A 16,145-nucleotide genomic window follows, 5' to 3' on the forward strand; every position below is an offset into this window, starting at 1 on the left:
CCGCGTCATCCCTTTTCTCTTGTTCTAGTGGAGTACCCCCAAGATGATCGTCGACCGCCAGGGTAGGGCGTTTCGCAACTTGCGGATCAGCCTCACGGCGGCCTGCAACTATGCCTGTACGTACTGCGTGCCCAACGGCAAGCGGCTCGTGGCGGCGCAGGACGAACTCAGTGCCGAGACCATGGCCCGAGGCGTGGAATACCTCATCGATGCCGCCGGCATCGAACGGCTGCGCATCACCGGGGGCGAACCCCTGGTCACGCCGCGGCTGGAGCCCTTTCTCGCCCGTGTCTCCCAGCTCGGTCTCAAGGACATCAGCCTGACCACCAATGGTCAGCTGCTGCCACGCAAGTTGGATTTCCTCATCGATCACGGCATCCGGCGCCTCAACGTCTCGCTCGATACCCTCGACGCCGAAGCCTTTCCCCGTCTGGCCCGGGGCGGTGATCTGGCTACGGTGCTGGCCGGACTCGAAGCGGCGCGTGCCGCCGGACTCAAGATCAAGCTCAACATGGTGCCCCTGCGTGGCCAGAATCTCGATCAGGTGCTGCCGCTGCTGGACTACTGCCTGGAGCGCGGCTTCGAGCTCAGATTCATCGAGCTGATGCGCATGGGGCACCTGGCCAAGAATCCCACGACCTTCAACAATCAGCTGGTGCCCCTGGCCGAATTGCTGGAGATCATCGGTTCGCGCCATGCCTATGTGCAGGCCGATGCGCCGGTGGATTCCACCGCGCTGCGCTATCGCGTCGAGTCGGGTGGCCACTTCGGGATCATCGCCAACGAAAGCGTGCCCTTCTGCCGGACCTGCTCGCGGCTGCGCCTGTCGTCTACCGGCTGGCTGCATGGCTGCCTGTCGTCAAGCAACCGCCACTATGTCGGCGATCTGCTGGACAAGCCGCGTCATCTGGCCCTGCCGGCGTTGCAGCGGTTGCTGGTCAAGGCCTTGGGCGACAAGCAGGATGTGGCCTTCTCGGGCGGCGTGACCGTCATGAAGATCATCGGCGGCTGATTCACCCGTTGCGCCTGGAGCTGGCGCGAAAGCTGCTAAGGCCCCTGTATCGACGACAACTTGGTGCCGGACAGGGGTCTGCTTTTCATGGTCAAACTGCGTTTTCTCTTCATTCCCGTGCTGCTGGCCTGTCTGGGTGGCTGCATGAACGTCAGCGACATGGCGTCCGGTGTCGAGTACCACCTGCGTGACGCTGGGCTGCTCGACTACAGCAAGACCCAGCGGCTGAACAACTTTCGCTTGCAGGCCGACTCCTATATCTACATAGCCCAGGGCGCCTTCGTACCCATCGGCCATCCTTATGCTCGACCCAACGTGGTAGCCGAAGAGGCCTTCAAGGGCTTCGTGGAATACTTCCCACGGGTAAGAAGGGCCGACAAGCCCGAAGGTTTCGACGAAGCCATGGCCAAGGCCCGGCAACTGGGCGCGCACTATGTACTCTATACCCGCTTCGCCGGGGCGGATGACCGCATCGGTACCTGGGAGGAATGGGAAGATCAGGATGACATCGGACGGGTAGGCCGCGACCGCAGCGTCGTCCAGATGATGCTGGTGGAGACCGCTACCTTCCGCCTGGTGGACACGGCGCGGATCCGCAGTCGTGGCGGCTTCTTGACGTTCTATGATGAGCGTCCCGAAGACCTACTCGGTCCGGCGCTCAATGAATATGCCCGACGTCTACTCGGCTTGGGCTCCCGATAGAGGAGAAGGGCGTGACCCAGATTGAAGTGACGCGGAATCTGCTGGCGCAGCTGCCAGTCGCCGAGGACGGCAAGTTGCCGCCCGTGGACCTCTGGCATCCGCCCTTCTGTGGCGATATCGATATGCGCATCGCCCGTGATGGGACCTGGTATCACCAGGGTACGCCCATCACCCGACCAGCAATGGTGCGCCTGTTCTCCACCATCCTGCGCCGCGATCCCGAACGCTATGTACTGGTGACGCCCGTGGAATGCGTGGGCATCCAGGTGGAGGACGTACCCTTCCTGGCCGTGGATGTCGAGTGGAGTGGCAGTGGCAAGGCGCAGACCCTGGATCTGGTCACCAACGTGGGCGACAGGGTCGCCGTCGCTGCCAAGTATCCGCTGCGCTTCGCAGAACAGGATGACCAACCGGCGCCCTATGTACGGGTGCGTGGCGGGCTGGAGGCACGGCTCAATCGGGCGGTGTTCTATCGGCTGATGGAGAGGGTCGAGGAGGGCACCCACGAGGGCCGTGCCTGGCTCGGCCTCTGGAGTCGCGGCAGCTTCTTTCCCGTCGCGCCCGCTGAATAGAAAAAGGGCCCCGAAGGGCCCTTTTTTTTACGCTTACATGTTGGGGTAGTTGGGACCACCGCTGCCTTCCGGTGCCACCCAGGTGATGTTCTGCGCCGGGTCCTTGATGTCGCAGGTCTTGCAGTGGACGCAGTTCTGGGCATTGATCTGGAAGCGCAGCTCGCCGCCATCGCGGACCACCTCGTAGACCCCGGCCGGGCAGTAGCGCTGCGCCGGTTCGTCGTACAGCGGCAGATTCTGCGCGATGGGAATCGACGGGTCCTTGAGCTTCAGGTGAACCGGCTGGTCTTCCTCGTGGTTGGTGTTGGAGAGGAACACCGAGGACAGCTTGTCGAAGCTCAGCTTGCCATCCGGCTTGGGATAGCTGATGCGTGGCGCCTCGTCGGCCTTCTTCAAACAGGTGTGGTCCATGCGCCGGTCGTGCAGGGTGAAGGGCAGGGCGCCACCTAGCAGGTTGTGCTCGACGAAGGCGAAGGCCGGGCCCAGCAGCGGACCGAACTTGTGCATGGCCGGACCGAAGTTGCGGCTGGCATGGAGTTCTTCCTGCACCCAGCTGCCCTTGAAGCCGTCCACATAGCCCTGGAGTTCGTCACCTTCGCGACCGGCCGCCAGGGCGGCGACGATGGCGTCGGCGGCGAGCATGCCGGACTTCATGGCGGTGTGGCTGCCCTTGATCTTGGCCGGGTTGAGGGTGCCCAGGTCACAGCCGATCAGGGCGCCACCGGGAAAGACCATCTTCGGCAGGGAATTCAGGCCACCCTTGACCAGGGCACGGGCGCCATAGGAGACACGCTTGCCGCCTTCCAGGTACTGGGCCACCACCGGGTGGTGCTTGTAGCGCTGGAATTCGTCATAGGGCGAGAGGTGCGGATTGCTGTAGGCCAGGTCGACGATCAGACCAACCACCACCTGGTTGTCTTCCAGGTGATAGAGGAAGGAACCACCCGGATTCTCCTTGTCCAGCGGCCAGCCGGAGGTATGGATCACCAGGCCCTGCTCGTGCTTGGCCGGATCGATCTCCCACAACTCCTTGATGCCGATGCCGTAGTGCTGCGGATCGGCACCTTCGCCAAGTTTGAATTTCTGGCCCAGCTGCTTGCCCAGATGGCCACGGCAGCCTTCGGCGAACAGGGTGTACTTACCGCGCAGCTCCATGCCGGGGGTGTAGACCCCCTCCTTGGGCTGGCCTTCGCGATCCACGCCCAGGTCGCCGGTGATGATGCCGCGCACCACGCCCTGGTCATCGATCAGCGGTTCCTGGGCGGCGAAGCCCGGATAGATCTCCACGCCCAGGGCCTCGGCCTGCTGACCCAGCCAGCGGCAGAGGTTGCCCAGGGAGATGATGTAGTTGCCTTCGTTGTGCATCGGTTTGGGCACGAAGAAGTTGGGCACCTTGGTGGCCTGACGATCGTCCTTGAGCAGGTAGATGTCGTCACGCTTGACCGGGGTGTTGAGCGGCGCGCCCAGCTCCTTCCAGTTGGGAAAGAGCTCGTCCAGGGCACGGGGCTCGAAGACGGCGCCGGAGAGGATATGGGCACCGACCTCGGAGCCTTTCTCGACCACGCAGACGCTGATCTCCTGGCCCTGCTCGGCCGCCTGCTGCTTGAGGCGACAGGCCGCGGACAGGCCCGCGGGGCCGGCCCCGACGATCACCACGTCGAATTCCATGTATTCGCGTTCCACGGCTCACTCTCCTCAGGCAAAACTCGCGATCTGGTTATTTATAAGGGGGTGCAACAAAAGACTTCATTATATCCCGCGTGCTCCCTGGCACCCATTCAAACGTTTGTTTAAATTTTCTGCAAGCCTGTTAGACTCGGGAGCTACCGGCCCCTGACGGACTGTCGCGTTGACCCCTGCTGCCGTGGAGGTCAACATAGGAAGAATTTGCAACAAGGTGTGGGTCGACAGGGGTCGTGTCCAACGCAAGGCCGCCTTGGCGTCCTGTTTATTCACCAGAATAAATCGAGGGATTCATGAAGGTTCTCGTAGCTGTCAAACGCGTGGTGGACTACAACGTCAAGGTCCGCGTCAAGGCCGACCAGACCGGTGTCGACCTGGCCAACGTCAAGATGTCCATGAACCCCTTCTGCGAGATCGCTGTGGAAGAAGCGGTGCGCCTGAAGGAAAAGGGTATCGCCAGCGAGATCGTGGTGGTGACCGCGGGTCCCGCCCAGGCGCAGGAACAACTGCGTACCGCCCTGGCACTGGGTGCCGATCGCGCCGTGCTGATCGACACCGGCACCGCCGAGCTGTCGTCGCTCACCACGGCCAAGCTGCTCAAGGCGGTGGTCGACAAGGAACAGCCCCAGTTGGTGATCCTTGGCAAGCAGGCCATCGACAGCGACAACAACCAGACTGGCCAGATGCTGGCGGCCCTGACCGGCTTCGCCCAGGGCACCTTCGCCTCCAAGGTGGAGCAGGCCGGTGATGGCCTCAATGTGACCCGCGAAATCGATGGCGGTCTGCAGACGGTATCGCTCAAGCTGCCGGCGGTGGTGACCACCGACTTGCGCCTGAACGAGCCACGCTACGCCTCGCTGCCCAACATCATGAAGGCCAAGAAGAAGCCGCTGGAAACCCTGACCCCGGACGCCCTGGGCGTGGCGGTGAACGCCTCCTACGAGGTGGTCAAGGTGGAAGCCCCGGCCGGTCGCCAGGCAGGCATCAAGGTCAAGTCCGTGGCCGAACTGGTCGAAAAACTCAAGAACGAAGCGAAGGTGATCTGATGGCCATTCTCGTCATTGCCGACCACGACAACGCCAGCCTCTTCGGCGCCACCCTGAACACCGTTGCCGCGGCCCAGGCCATCGGCGGCGATATCCATGTACTGGTCGCCGGCCAGAATGCCCAGCCGGTCGCCGAGGCCGCCGCCAAGATCGCTGGCGTCAGCAAGGTACTGCTGGCCGATAACGCCGCCTATGCCCATCAGCTGCCGGAAAACGTCGCGCCGCTGGTGGTCGAGCTGGCCGCCAACTACAGCCACGTGCTGGCCGCCGCCAGCACCAATGGCAAGAACTTCCTGCCGCGCGTGGCCGCGCTGCTGGACGTCGACCAGATCTCCGAGATCATCGCCGTCGAATCCGCCGACACCTTCAAGCGGCCGATCTATGCCGGTAACGCCATCGCCACCGTGCGCTCCACGGCGCCGGTCAAGGTGATCACGGTGCGCGCCACCGGTTTCGATCCGGTCGCCGCCGAGGGTGGTTCCGCCGCCATCGAAGCCGTGAGCCTGGTCAAGGACGCTGGTGTTTCCAGCTTTGTTGGCGAAGAGCTGGCCAAGTCCGATCGTCCCGAGCTGGGCGCCGCCAAGGTGGTGGTCTCCGGTGGCCGCGGTCTGCAGAACGGCGACAACTTCAAGATCCTCTACGCCCTGGCCGACAAGTTGGGCGCGGCAGTAGGTGCCTCGCGCGCTGCGGTGGACGCCGGCTTCGTGCCCAACGACATGCAGGTCGGCCAGACCGGCAAGATCGTCGCGCCCCAGCTGTACATCGCCGTCGGCATCTCCGGTGCCATCCAGCACCTGGCGGGCATGAAGGATTCCAAGGTGATCGTCGCCATCAACAAGGACGAGGAGGCGCCGATCTTCCAGGTGGCCGACTATGGCCTGGTGGGCGATCTGTTCGAATTGATCCCGGAGCTGGAAAAGGCCATCTGAGGCCTTGCGTCAGCCAAGAGCCCGCCCTTTGGCGGGCTTTTTCATGGGCGCGGCAAGCCTCTCGGCAGAGCCTCAGGCGTCATGGAAGGGAACGCCGGTTCCTTGTCGTTTTTGGACATTGCCGCCCTGGGAAGGGAAGCGTTAAGGTCGAGGCTAGCTGTACCGGTATACCTCCAGAATAGCCTGCTACTGTTCCGCTCTCGTCCAGGAAGACGCCATGACCAACCTGTTGCTCTATCAGCGCATCGCCCAGCAATTGGCGAACGATATCCGCACGGGGGTCTACAAGCCCGGCGAGCGGGTGCCGTCGGTGCGCAAGTTGAGTCAGCAGCTGGGCGTGAGCCACGCCAGCGTCCTGCAGGCCTATGCCACCCTGGAAGACCAGGGGCTGATCCGCGCTCGACCGCAGTCGGGCTTCTATGTGCACCAGACCCCGGCGCTGACCGCGCCGACGCCGGATATCGCCACGGTGGAGCGACCGAGCCTGGTGACCCGCGCCGGCATCATCAGCCAGGTCCTCGCCGAATCCCGGCGCGAAGGCGTGGTACCCCTGGGCATGGCCGTGCCCCAGACCGATTACCTGCCGCTGCGGGCGCTGCACCAGCAACTGTCCAAGGTCACCCGCTTCCAGGCCCGTGCGGCTTTCTCCTACCTGCACAGTCCGGGCTTCGAGCCCCTGCGCCGTCAGGTGGCGATCCGTCTGCGCGATGCCGGGGTGGTGGTGGGGCCGGAGGAGGTGGTGATCACCCATGGCTGCGTGGATGCCCTGCAGATGTCGCTGCGGGTGCTGACCAAGCCAGGCGATCTGATCGCCACCGAGTCACCGTCCTACTATGGCCTGTTGCAACTGGCCGAGGTGCTCGGTCTCAAGGTGATCGAGATCCCCTGCGACCCCGAGACCGGGCTCAGCGTCGAGGCGCTGCAACTGGCGGCCAGCCAATGGCCGGTCAAGGCCCTGGTGGTGACCGCGCGCCTGAGCAATCCCCTGGGTGGCAGCATGCCGGAGGCGCGGCAGAAGCAGCTGCTCAGGCTGGCGGCCGAGCGCAACATCGCCATCGTCGAGGACGACATCTACGGCGAACTGACCTATGAAAGCGGCTCCAAGGCGCTCAAGGCCCTCGACAAGCAGGGGCGGGTCATCTACTGCTCGAGCTTTTCCAAGACCCTCTCACCCGGGGTGCGCATCGGTTGGGTGGTGGCCGGACCCTATCAGGAAGACATCTGCCGGCTGCAGACCTTTACCACCCATTCCGCTTGCAGCGTGACCCAGATGGGCGTCTCGGCCTATCTGGAGAACGGTGGCTATGATCGCCACCTGCGCGCCATTCGCCAGGAATACCGGCGCAACATGACCGCCTTCCAGCTGGCGATCCAGGAGCACTTCCCGGAGGGTACCCAGATGAGTCGGCCCAAGGGTGGCTTCATCCTTTGGGTCAGCCTGCCGATGCGGGTGGATACCCGCCTGCTGCACCAGCGGGCGCTGGATCAGGGGGTGAGCATCGCCCCGGGCATGATCTTCAGCAACACCGACCAGTTCAACCACTGCATCCGCCTCAATTGCGGGCTGCCCTGGGGGCGTGATGCCCAGCGGGCGCTGATGACCCTCGGACTGCTTGCCCGTCAGCTCTGCCAGGAAACCCTGGCCGCCTAGCGGCGCCCTCGGAACCCGCCGCCGGGCAGGAAGGTCGGTTGTAGTGACTGACTCCTGTCGCGTCTGCCGCTCCGGTCCAGGCGCGATGCCTTGAGTGGTGGGCCCATGCGTGAATACCTGGCGATGATGGCGCTGGCAGTGCCCCTGCTGCTGGTGGGTTGCGACAATGATTCGCCGCCAGCGACGGCCAAGACCTCCTCTGCACCAACGCCTGCGCCGATGGCCCAGTCGCCGGTGAGCAAAGCGCCACCCGCGACTGCCGCCGATCTGCGCGCGTATCGGCTGGATCCGCTCCCGGCCAAGGCCTTGGTGCTGCCCGCACCGCCGCCGAAAAAGCGGGACCTGGCCAAGAACAGTCAACTCAAGAAACCTGCCGTGCCCAAGGCCGCGCCGACGCCAGCCCATCCGCTCGACCTCAGCGTACCCAGTGAGGCCGATACGCCTCAGGCCTTGAGATCGCATCCCGGGGCTGCCAAACGGGCTGAAAACAGCGTGGCCGAAGCGGGTCTGCTGCCGCAGCTGTTTCGCAAGGAGGACGACCCTGGTCGTTTCGAACTGGGCGGTCGAGTGATCAGCCGGGATCGCAGCGACGATTTCGAAGGCGCGGAAGTCGAGTTGCGCTTTCGCCGCTAGTCCGATGAGGGCGGCCTGCCGTTGTTGAACAGCGGTCCGGAACTTACTCGCCACGACGCTTGCCGACAGTTCAGGTGGCGGACACAACGTCCGCCTGGATTCGGGAGCGTTCCATGCCCAGTGCGACAGGCAAGATTCGTTATGCGGTGGTAGGCGGTGGCTGGATTTCCCAAGGCGCCTTCATGCCTGGGGTCGGCCAGACCGGCAATTCCGAGATGACCGCCCTGGTCACCGGCGATCCCATCAAGGCGCGGGACCTGGCCGCCAAGTACGGCCTCAAGAGCTACAGCTACGAAGAATTCCCGGCGCTGCTGTCATCCGGCGAGATCGATGCCATTTACTTGGCCACGCCCAATTTCCGCCATCTGGAATTCGCCGTACCGGCGCTGGACGCCGGCATTCACGTCCTGCTGGAAAAGCCCATGGCGATCAGCGAGGAAGAATGCCAGGCGATCAATGCCGCGGCAGAACGCTCCGGAGCCAAGCTGATGATCGCCTACCGCCTGCACTGTGAGCCGGGCACGGTGGAGATGATTGAGCGGGTACGTAATGGCGAGATCGGCGATCCGCGCCTGTTCACCTCGACTTTCACCCAGCCGGTCGATACGGCCAACCACCGCGCGCAGAGCGGCTTCTGGGCCGGCCCGGTCACCGACATGGGGCCCTATCCGCTCAATGCCGTGCGGGCGCTCTTTGCCGACGAACCCATCGAAGTCAGTGCGGTGGGCGTGCAAACACCCGGGCGCGATGTCACGACCTGGGATGCCGTGGCCGTGACCCTGCGCTTCCCCGAAGAGCGGCTGGCGAGCTTTACCGTCAGCTTCAGTGGTCCCAATACCGAGCGTTTCCAGCTGGTGGGCCGCAAGGGCGAGATCGAGGCCTCGCCGTGCTTTGGATTCGGGGAGGGCGTCGCCATTGGCTACCGCCTGACCGTGGAGGGCGAAACCCAGGAGCACAAGGCGCCGGTGGTGGATCACTTCGGCGGCGAGACGGCCTATTTCTCCGATTGCATCCTGCAGGATCGGCAGCCGGAAATGGATGGGGAGGAGGGCTGGCGCGACGTGCGCGTGCTGGCGGCCATCGAGCGCGCCCTGGAAAGCGGTCAGCCGCAACGTCTGGACCCACTACCCAAACGCCAGGGACCGACCCGTGAGCAGGTACGCAGCCTGCCGCTGGCGCAGGTGCCAGAGTACGTCAATACCAAGGCGCCGTTGGAGTCCTGACGAAGCAAGGCCCTGCGGCACGCTGGTGCGGCAGGGCCTTGTCTGGGAGCCAGGGTGCGCTTAGCGGTCCTGGGCCTCCTTGGCATCCATCTCGGCATTGCGCTGCCGGATCTTGGTTTTCTGTTCGTCGGTCAAGGGCACCTTGCGGGCCGTGTCCTTGAGCATGAGCAGGCTGCCGACCACCGAGCCGATGGCGACCAGCAGGATCAACCAGGCATACCAGGGCATCTTTCTTCTCCTTGAGTGGCTGTAAGGCTTCGACCACGGGAGAGCTTATCAGTGCGCCCGGCAAGTCGTGTTCGTACGCTTCAGCCAGGCGGCATAACCCAGGTCGTAGAGCCAGTTGAACGCCAAGGTATAGGGCAGGAAGAACAGGATCAGTCCCAGGTCCAGCAGCAGGGCCTGCCACAGGCTGATGGACAGCCACCAGGCGGCCAGTGGCACCAGCACCAGGATCAAGCCACCTTCGAAGCCGAGGGCGTGCAGCAGCCGTACACCCAGGCCACGGGTGAAGCCCAGGCGCTGTTGCAGCCGATCGAAGCCCAGATTGAACACCAGGTTCCAAAGCATGGCGATGGCGGAAAAGGCTGCGGTAAGCAGGCCCATGTGCCCCAGAGACCGATCCAGCAGCCAGGCCAGGGTCGGGGTGGCAAGCAGTACCGCGATTCCCTCAAACAGCAGGGCGTGCAGGATGCGGGCGCTGACGGGACGCTGGGTGAGCGGGCTGGACATGAGACGACTCCACGATGGACAGGCCTCCAGTCTCATCGGTTAAGCTAGGGAGATCAAAATGGTATCCATAGGCTGAGCCGATATGTATCCCAATGCCGAAGCCCTGGAGGCCTTCGTCGAGGCCGCTGCGGCAGGCTCCTTCAGTGCGGCAGCGCGGGTGCTGGGCAAGCGCCAGTCCAGTATCAGCGAGAGCATTGCCCGGCTGGAAGACGAACTGGGTGTGCTGCTGTTCGATCGCCAGGGCCGCTATCCCCAGCTCACGGCGGCCGGCGAGCAACTGCTCGACCAGGCCCGCGCTGTGCTGTCGGCTCACGATCGCCTGGCCAATCGCGCCACCCAGCTGGCGGCCGGGGTGGAGCCACGCCTGACCCTGGTGATCTCCGATACCTACCAGCCCACCCGCTATGAGGCGCTGCTGACGGAGCTGGACCAGCGCTATCCGGATCTCGAATTCGAATGCCTGATCGCCGAGGACGCCGATGTGCTCAACCTGGTGCAGGGGCGGGCGGACCTGGGCCTGCTGGCGGGTCAGCCACCCTATCCGGCGGATATCGAGGCGGCGACCCTGGATGGCCTGGTGACCTTTGGCCTTTATGTCGCTGCCGATCATCCGCTGGCCGCGCTGGAGCGGGTCACACCGGCTGACCTGGCACCCTACCGGTTGCTCCGTCTGAGCACCGTGACCGAGGCCTCCCAGCAGGTCAGCCGTCTGCCGGATACCCGTGGCCGCTGCTGGTCGGCCCCGGACTATCTGCTGCTGCTGGACATGGCGGTGCAGGGCTTCGGCTGGGCCGAGCTGCCGCTGTGGCTGGTGACGACCTTCGGCCAGGGCCGCCTGGTGGAGCTGGCCGTGCCGGGCTGGCCGCAACGGGTGGCGGTGGACGTGGTCTGGTCGCGGCGGCGGCCGCTGGGTCCGGCGGGCAACTGGCTGCGCGAGCGATTGCTCAAGCCGAGTTGAAGGAGGGGAGCGCATGCAGACAGCGGCCAAGTGCCGGCGCGGCGCTTTTCTGCGAAAATGCCGGCCTTTGCCGTTTTGCCGAGAGCTCCCATGTCCGCCTGCCCATCTCCCATCATCGTCGCCCTGGATTTCCCTTCGTCGTCCGCCGCCCTGGCGCTGGCCGACCGGCTCGACCCCGCCAGCTGCCGGGTCAAGGTCGGCAAGGAGCTGTTCACCGCCAGCGCCGCCGGGGTGGTGGAAGCCCTGCGCACGCGTGGCTTCGAAGTCTTCCTCGACCTGAAATTCCACGACATCCCCAATACCACCGCCATGGCGGTCAAGGCCGCGGCGGAAATGGGCGTCTGGATGGTCAATGTCCACTGCTCGGGTGGCCTGCGCATGATGACCGCCTGTCGCGAGACCCTGGAGGCCTTCCAGGGCCCCAAGCCGCTGCTGATCGGTGTCACCGTGCTGACCAGCATGGAGCGTGAGGACCTGGCCGACATCGGCCTGGACGTGGATCCCCAGGAGCAGGTCTTGCGCCTGGCCGGCCTCGCCGCCCGCGCGGGAATGGACGGCCTGGTGTGCTCGGCCCAGGAGGCCTCGGCGCTCAAGGCCGCGCAACCGGCGCTGCAACTGGTCACTCCCGGCATCCGCCCGGCCGGCAGCGCCCTGGACGACCAGCGCCGCATCCTGACTCCACGCGAGGCGCTGGACGCCGGCTCCGACTACCTGGTGATCGGTCGACCCATCGCCCGTGCCGCCGATCCGGCGCGCGCCGTGGAAGACATCCTCGCCACCCTGAAATAAGCGGTAAACCTCCAGGGCGGCGGTCGCCAGCAAAAGGTGCTGCTATTCTCGTTCTGCAGGCCGACGCCTTCTCGCGTCGGCGCAAGGCGAGAGACCTCTGGGTATGCACGATAGGTTGAACGCCTGTCTCAAGGCGGTAGACGGCGTTTTGTTGGGCAAGGAAACCCAGGTCAGGCTGGCGCTGGCCTGCCTGCTGGCACGGGGGCACCTGCTGATCGAAGACCTGCCCGGCATGGGCAAGACCACCCTCAGCCATGCCCTGGCCAAGGTGTTGGGGCTGTCCTTCCAGCGTATCCAGTTCACCTCGGATCTCTTGCCCGGCGATATCCTCGGCACCTCGGTGTTTGATCGCGACAGCGGCCAGTTCGTCTTCCATCCCGGGCCGGTGTTCGCCGAGTTGCTACTGGCCGACGAGATCAATCGCGCCACGCCCAAGAGCCAGAGCGCGCTGCTGGAAGCCATGGAAGAGGGACAGGTGACCATCGAGGGCGCCACCCGGCCCTTGCCCGATCCCTTCTTCGTCATCGCCACCCAGAATCCGGTCTCCCAGGGCGGCACCTTCGCCCTGCCGGAATCCCAGCTCGATCGCTTCCTGATGCGGCTGTCGCTCGGCTATCCCGGCCGCGCCGCGGAACGGGCGCTGCTGCTCGGCGGCTCCGGACGCGACCAGCTGCCGCGGCTGGAGCCCCTGCTGGATCACGCCCAGCTGCGGCTGATCCAGGCCGAGGTGCCGCGCATCCATGCCAGCGAGGCGGTGGTGGACTACGTACTGCGCCTGGTGGAAGCCACCCGCACCCAGACCTCCTTCGCCCTCGGCCTGTCGCCCCGCGGTAGCCTGGCGCTGCTGGCCGCGGCGCGGGCCTGGGCGCTGCTGGCGGGCCGTGACCATGTGCTGCCCGAGGATGTCCAGACGGTGCTGCCAGCGGTGGCCGGGCATCGCCTGCGCGACATCGCCGATCCCGCTGGGCACGGTGGCGGCGCCCTGGTGCAATGGCTGCTGCGCGAAGTCCCGGCGCTGTGACTGGCGGCGCCTGGCAGCGCTATCGAGACGGCTGGCTGGCCCGACGGATTCCCCCGGCCACGCGCATCACCCTCGATCAGCGGCGCATCTTCATTCTGCCCACCCGCCAGGGCGGCGCCTTCGCCATCGCCCTACTGCTGATGCTGCTGGCCGGCATCAACTATCAGAACAGCCTGGCCTATGGCCTGACCTTCCTGCTGTTTTCCCTGGCGCTGGTGGCCATGTTGCACACCTATCGCAACCTGGCCGGCCTGCAACTGGCCAGTGGCGGCGCCAGCCCGGTGTTCGCCGGAGAGGCCGCCGGCTTTCGCCTGCGCCTGGAGAGCGATCGCCGCGCGCACCAGGGGATCGCCCTGGGCTGGCGCAACGAGCCGCTGGTGCTCAGCGACGTACCAGCGGGGGAGAGCGTCGCCCTGCAGGTCTTTCATCCGGCGCCGAGCCGTGGCTGGCTGAGGCCCGGGCGACTGCGGGTGGAGAGCCGTTTCCCCCTTGGCCTGTTCGTCGCCTGGAGCTGGCTGGACCTGGATGTACGCGCCCTGGTCTACCCGCAGCCACTGGCGACCACGACGCCGCTACGCAGTGGCCAGGCTGCCGGAAGCGAAGAGGGCCAGCGCCAGACGGGGCAGGGCGCCGACGACTTCCAGGGGCTGCGGCCCTATCAGCCGGGCGATTCGCGCCGGCGGCTGGACTGGAAGGCTTTTTCCCGGGGCCAGGGCCTGCTGGTCAAGGACTTCACCGCCCTGGCCGGTAGCGAACTCTGGCTGGATTTCAGCGTGCTCGATGGCGACACCGAGACGCGGCTGTCCTGGCTGTGCCAGGCGGTGCTCGATTGCAGCGCTCGCCAGCTGCGCTTCGGCCTGAGGGTGCCCGGGGGAGAGCTGCCGCCGGCTAGCGGCGAAAGCCATCGCGACGCGGCGCTGCAGGCTCTGGCCCTGTTCGGGCGGCCGGCATGAGTGGCGCCGTGCCGCAACCCATTCCGCGCATCGCCCTGATCTGGCTGCTGGTGGCCCAGGCCCTGGTGATCCTGCCGCACCTCACCCATCTGCCGCCCTGGGTCGGGCTGCTCTGGGCCTTTTGCGCCGGCTGGCGGGTGCTGCTGTTTCGCATGAGGGTGCGGGCGCCGACGCGGATCGAAAAGGGCGGCCTGCTGCTTTTGACCATGGGCGGCATCTGGCTGTCGCGCGGCTCCTTCATCGGCCTGGACGCCGGCGCCGTGCTGCTGCTGGTGACCTTCGCCCTCAAGCTGATCGAGATGCACAGTCGCCGCGATGCCCTGGTGGTGATCTACCTGGGTTTCTTTTCCGTGGTGATCGCCTACCTGTTCGAGGACGGCCTGCTCGCTGCGCTCTACAGCCTGCTGCCGGTGACCGCCCTGGTGGCGGCGTTGATCGGGCTGCAGCAGAGCACCCTGGCCAGCCGCCCGCTGGCGACCCTCAGGGTCGCCAGCACGCTGCTGCTGCAGGCGGTGCCCCTGATGCTGCTGCTGTTCCTGGTGTTTCCCCGTATCGGTCCGCTGTGGTCGCTGCCGCAACCGGGCGACCAGGCGCGCACCGGGCTGGGCGACAGCATGGCGCCCGGGGAGATCGCCCAGCTGTCGCAGTCCGCCGAGCGGGTGTTCAGGGTGAGCTTCGACGGTGAGCGGCCGGCGCAGCGCGACCTATATTGGCGGGCCACCACCTACGAGCGTTTCGACGGCGCGCGCTGGTCGGTCGACCCCGACACGGCCTGGAGTCCGGAGCCGGCCTGGACGCCCGTTGGACCCCGGCTGGACTATCAGGTGGTGATGGAGCCGAGCGGTCGACCCTGGTTCTATGGCCTGGACGTGGCGCGCAGCGATCAGCGTGACGTGCGCCTGGCCAGCGACTTCCATCTGCAGCGCCGCCGTCCGGTGGACCAGGCGCTGCTCTATCGGGTATCCAGTTGGCCGCAGGCGACCCGCGAGGCGGAGCGGCTGTCCGCGTCCAGCCAGCGCCGAGCGCTGCAGCTGCCCAGCGGCGGCGAACCGCGCACCCGCGCCTGGGTGATCGGGCTCAAGGCGCGTGCGCCGACCCCTGAAGCCCTGGCCCAGGCGATCCTGGCCTACTTCCGCCAGCAGCCCTTCGTCTACACCCTGCAGCCGCCCACGGCCAGCGTCGATGCCATCGACGCCTTTCTCTTCGATAACCGTCGCGGTTTCTGCGCCCACTATGCCGGCGCCATGACCTTCGCCTTGCGGGTGGCGGGTATCCCGGCGCGGGTGGTGGCGGGCTACCAGGGTGGCGAATTCAATGCCGCAGGTGGCTATCTGCTGGTGCAGCAATTCGATGCCCATGCCTGGGTGGAGTACTGGCTGCCGGGACGGGGCTGGATCAGCGTCGATCCTACTGCCCAGGTGGCGCCCGAGCGGGTCGAGCGCGGCTTGCAGGAAGCCCTGGCGGCCCAGGGCGCGGCCAGTGAATTCCTCGCGGACAACCCCTTCGCCGCCAATCGCTATCGCAACCTGGCCTGGCTCAATGAGCTGCGTCTGGGCTGGGACCGGATCAACTACGGCTGGCAGCGCTGGGTGCTCAACTACCAGGAGGATACCCAGGGCGAATTGCTCAAGCGGTTGCTCGGCGAGGGCTCATTGCAACGGCTGGGGCTGCTCCTGGCGCTGCTGGTATTGGGCGTGCTCGGGGTGATGACGCTGCTGGTGCTCAAGCCCTGGCAGCGGACCCGGGATCCCTTGCTGGCACGCTTCGCCCAGTTCGAACGCCTGCTGGCACGCCAGGGGGTGACGCGCGAAAGCGGCGAAACGGCCGGCCGCTTCGCCGGGCGCGCCATGGCGGAGCTGCCAGCGGCACGCGCGGCGATCCTGGTCTTTGCCCAGGAATTCCAGGCGCAGCGCTATGCCGGTCGGCCGCAGGACACGGCGGCTCTGACCGGGGCGCTGAAGCGATTGAAACGCCAGCTGCGTGGCCGTCAGGCGCGCAGCGACTGAGGCACGGGAAGGGCGTCAGGCGCTTGCAGGGCGAAGGCCACCAGGCAGACGACGGCCGCCAGGATCAGCGGTTGAGGGTGTGGGCTGCCCAGCGCCTGGGCAATGCAGCCCAGGCCCAGCAACAACAGCACGGCGGAAGTGAGGGTGGTGACCGAGCGCATGACGGTTCTCCGAAAACGTGCGGGCATCTTGCCGCCTGTCGGGCAACCGCGCGAATGCGCTCTCGCTATGGAGG

17 protein-coding genes are annotated in these 16,145 nt (G+C 65.9%); 13 read left to right on the top strand and 4 right to left on the bottom strand.

The genetic code is table 11. The features are described from left to right. Window positions 1-43: 43 nt before the first annotated feature. The 3 genes from LRS53_RS01155 (at window position 44) to LRS53_RS01165 (ending at window position 2,286) form a co-directional block, all read left to right on the top strand. Window positions 44-1,012 (top strand): GTP 3',8-cyclase MoaA, encoded by a 969-nt coding sequence (locus tag LRS53_RS01155; protein WP_231354660.1) that lies wholly within the window; start codon window positions 44-46, stop codon window positions 1,010-1,012. A gap of 87 nt (window positions 1,013-1,099) precedes the next feature. After that, window positions 1,100-1,714, top strand: coding sequence for a DUF4823 domain-containing protein (locus tag LRS53_RS01160; RefSeq protein ID WP_231354661.1), 615 nt, complete (start codon window positions 1,100-1,102; stop codon window positions 1,712-1,714). Between the two features lie 11 nt (window positions 1,715-1,725). Beyond that, window positions 1,726-2,286: a DUF1285 domain-containing protein gene (locus LRS53_RS01165; protein ID WP_231354662.1), complete on the top strand. Its 561-nt coding sequence runs from the start codon at window positions 1,726-1,728 to the stop codon at window positions 2,284-2,286. A 33-nt stretch (window positions 2,287-2,319) separates the two neighbouring features. Here LRS53_RS01165 and LRS53_RS01170 read toward each other — a convergent pair whose 3' ends face one another. Further along, window positions 2,320-3,969, bottom strand: a complete 1,650-nt coding sequence (locus tag LRS53_RS01170) for an electron transfer flavoprotein-ubiquinone oxidoreductase (protein WP_231354663.1) — start codon at window positions 3,967-3,969, stop codon at window positions 2,320-2,322. A gap of 293 nt (window positions 3,970-4,262) precedes the next feature. Here LRS53_RS01170 and LRS53_RS01175 point away from each other — a divergent pair, with 293 nt between their 5' ends. From LRS53_RS01175 to LRS53_RS01195, 5 genes are all read left to right on the top strand, one after another. After that, window positions 4,263-5,015: an electron transfer flavoprotein subunit beta/FixA family protein gene (locus LRS53_RS01175; RefSeq protein WP_017641893.1), complete on the top strand. Its 753-nt coding sequence runs from the start codon at window positions 4,263-4,265 to the stop codon at window positions 5,013-5,015. Next, complete coding sequence (locus LRS53_RS01180) at window positions 5,015-5,944, top strand: electron transfer flavoprotein subunit alpha/FixB family protein (RefSeq protein ID WP_231354664.1); 930 nt, start codon at window positions 5,015-5,017, stop codon at window positions 5,942-5,944. The genes LRS53_RS01175 and LRS53_RS01180 overlap by 1 nt, the downstream gene beginning before the upstream one ends. Window positions 5,945-6,161: 217 nt before the next feature. Beyond that, window positions 6,162-7,595 (top strand): aminotransferase-like domain-containing protein, encoded by a 1,434-nt coding sequence (locus LRS53_RS01185; protein ID WP_017641895.1) that lies wholly within the window; start codon window positions 6,162-6,164, stop codon window positions 7,593-7,595. Window positions 7,596-7,700: 105 nt separating this feature from the next. After that, window positions 7,701-8,228 (top strand): hypothetical protein, encoded by a 528-nt coding sequence (locus LRS53_RS01190; RefSeq protein ID WP_231354665.1) that lies wholly within the window; start codon window positions 7,701-7,703, stop codon window positions 8,226-8,228. 113 nt (window positions 8,229-8,341) lie between these two features. After that, complete coding sequence (locus LRS53_RS01195) at window positions 8,342-9,451, top strand: Gfo/Idh/MocA family protein (protein ID WP_231354666.1); 1,110 nt, start codon at window positions 8,342-8,344, stop codon at window positions 9,449-9,451. Window positions 9,452-9,511: 60 nt separating this feature from the next. On the opposite strand, the gene LRS53_RS01200 is transcribed toward LRS53_RS01195, so the two are convergent. Both LRS53_RS01200 and LRS53_RS01205 read right to left on the bottom strand, forming a co-directional pair. Beyond that, window positions 9,512-9,679 (bottom strand): DUF2897 family protein, encoded by a 168-nt coding sequence (locus LRS53_RS01200; RefSeq protein ID WP_007160578.1) that lies wholly within the window; start codon window positions 9,677-9,679, stop codon window positions 9,512-9,514. Between the two features lie 48 nt (window positions 9,680-9,727). Beyond that, window positions 9,728-10,183, bottom strand: a complete 456-nt coding sequence (locus LRS53_RS01205; protein ID WP_068383818.1) for a multidrug/biocide efflux PACE transporter — start codon at window positions 10,181-10,183, stop codon at window positions 9,728-9,730. 82 nt (window positions 10,184-10,265) lie between these two features. Here LRS53_RS01205 and LRS53_RS01210 point away from each other — a divergent pair, with 82 nt between their 5' ends. The 5 genes from LRS53_RS01210 to LRS53_RS01230 all read left to right on the top strand — a co-directional run bounded on the left by LRS53_RS01210 (window position 10,266) and on the right by LRS53_RS01230 (window position 15,910). Then, complete coding sequence (locus LRS53_RS01210) at window positions 10,266-11,141, top strand: LysR family transcriptional regulator (RefSeq protein ID WP_064307441.1); 876 nt, start codon at window positions 10,266-10,268, stop codon at window positions 11,139-11,141. 90 nt (window positions 11,142-11,231) lie between these two features. Then, window positions 11,232-11,930, top strand: coding sequence for an orotidine-5'-phosphate decarboxylase (gene pyrF, locus LRS53_RS01215; protein ID WP_064307442.1), 699 nt, complete (start codon window positions 11,232-11,234; stop codon window positions 11,928-11,930). A 103-nt stretch (window positions 11,931-12,033) separates the two neighbouring features. After that, window positions 12,034-12,951: an AAA family ATPase gene (locus tag LRS53_RS01220; protein WP_026083939.1), complete on the top strand. Its 918-nt coding sequence runs from the start codon at window positions 12,034-12,036 to the stop codon at window positions 12,949-12,951. Beyond that, window positions 12,921-13,904 carry a DUF58 domain-containing protein gene (locus LRS53_RS01225; protein ID WP_269216611.1) on the top strand — a complete coding sequence of 328 codons (984 nt, stop codon included), beginning with the start codon at window positions 12,921-12,923 and terminating at the stop codon, window positions 13,902-13,904. The genes LRS53_RS01220 and LRS53_RS01225 overlap by 31 nt, the downstream gene beginning before the upstream one ends. After that, the gene (locus LRS53_RS01230) at window positions 13,901-15,910 is read left to right on the top strand and encodes a transglutaminase TgpA family protein (RefSeq protein WP_231354668.1); all 2,010 of its coding nucleotides are present in this window, start codon (window positions 13,901-13,903) and stop codon (window positions 15,908-15,910) included. The genes LRS53_RS01225 and LRS53_RS01230 overlap by 4 nt, the downstream gene beginning before the upstream one ends. Here the strand turns inward: LRS53_RS01230 and LRS53_RS01235 are convergent. Beyond that, window positions 15,892-16,071, bottom strand: coding sequence for a hypothetical protein (locus tag LRS53_RS01235; protein WP_231354669.1), 180 nt, complete (start codon window positions 16,069-16,071; stop codon window positions 15,892-15,894). The genes LRS53_RS01230 and LRS53_RS01235 overlap by 19 nt on opposite strands. Between the last annotated feature and the right edge of the window lie 74 nt (window positions 16,072-16,145).

Source organism: Pseudomonas sp. PLB05 (assembly GCF_021106615.1).
GTDB lineage: Bacteria > Pseudomonadota > Gammaproteobacteria > Pseudomonadales > Pseudomonadaceae > Chryseomonas > Chryseomonas benzopyrenica.

Bases quoted from the DNA above. Each gene is read 5' to 3' on its own strand.
- LRS53_RS01155 (WP_231354660.1), top strand. From the start codon at position 44: ATGATCGTCGACCGCCAGGGTAGGGCGTTTCGCAACTTGCGGATCAGC.
- LRS53_RS01160 (WP_231354661.1), top strand. From the start codon at position 1,100: ATGGTCAAACTGCGTTTTCTCTTCATTCCCGTGCTGCTGGCCTGTCTG.
- LRS53_RS01175 (WP_017641893.1), top strand. From the start codon at position 4,263: ATGAAGGTTCTCGTAGCTGTCAAACGCGTGGTGGACTACAACGTCAAG.
- LRS53_RS01180 (WP_231354664.1), top strand. From the start codon at position 5,015: ATGGCCATTCTCGTCATTGCCGACCACGACAACGCCAGCCTCTTCGGC.
- LRS53_RS01185 (WP_017641895.1), top strand. From the start codon at position 6,162: ATGACCAACCTGTTGCTCTATCAGCGCATCGCCCAGCAATTGGCGAAC.
- LRS53_RS01190 (WP_231354665.1), top strand. From the start codon at position 7,701: ATGCGTGAATACCTGGCGATGATGGCGCTGGCAGTGCCCCTGCTGCTG.
- LRS53_RS01195 (WP_231354666.1), top strand. From the start codon at position 8,342: ATGCCCAGTGCGACAGGCAAGATTCGTTATGCGGTGGTAGGCGGTGGC.
- LRS53_RS01200 (WP_007160578.1), bottom strand. From the start codon at position 9,679: ATGCCCTGGTATGCCTGGTTGATCCTGCTGGTCGCCATCGGCTCGGTG.
- LRS53_RS01205 (WP_068383818.1), bottom strand. From the start codon at position 10,183: ATGTCCAGCCCGCTCACCCAGCGTCCCGTCAGCGCCCGCATCCTGCAC.
- LRS53_RS01210 (WP_064307441.1), top strand. From the start codon at position 10,266: ATGTATCCCAATGCCGAAGCCCTGGAGGCCTTCGTCGAGGCCGCTGCG.
- pyrF (WP_064307442.1), top strand. From the start codon at position 11,232: ATGTCCGCCTGCCCATCTCCCATCATCGTCGCCCTGGATTTCCCTTCG.
- LRS53_RS01220 (WP_026083939.1), top strand. From the start codon at position 12,034: ATGCACGATAGGTTGAACGCCTGTCTCAAGGCGGTAGACGGCGTTTTG.
- LRS53_RS01225 (WP_269216611.1), top strand. From the start codon at position 12,921: ATGGCTGCTGCGCGAAGTCCCGGCGCTGTGACTGGCGGCGCCTGGCAG.
- LRS53_RS01230 (WP_231354668.1), top strand. From the start codon at position 13,901: ATGAGTGGCGCCGTGCCGCAACCCATTCCGCGCATCGCCCTGATCTGG.
- LRS53_RS01235 (WP_231354669.1), bottom strand. From the start codon at position 16,071: ATGCGCTCGGTCACCACCCTCACTTCCGCCGTGCTGTTGTTGCTGGGC.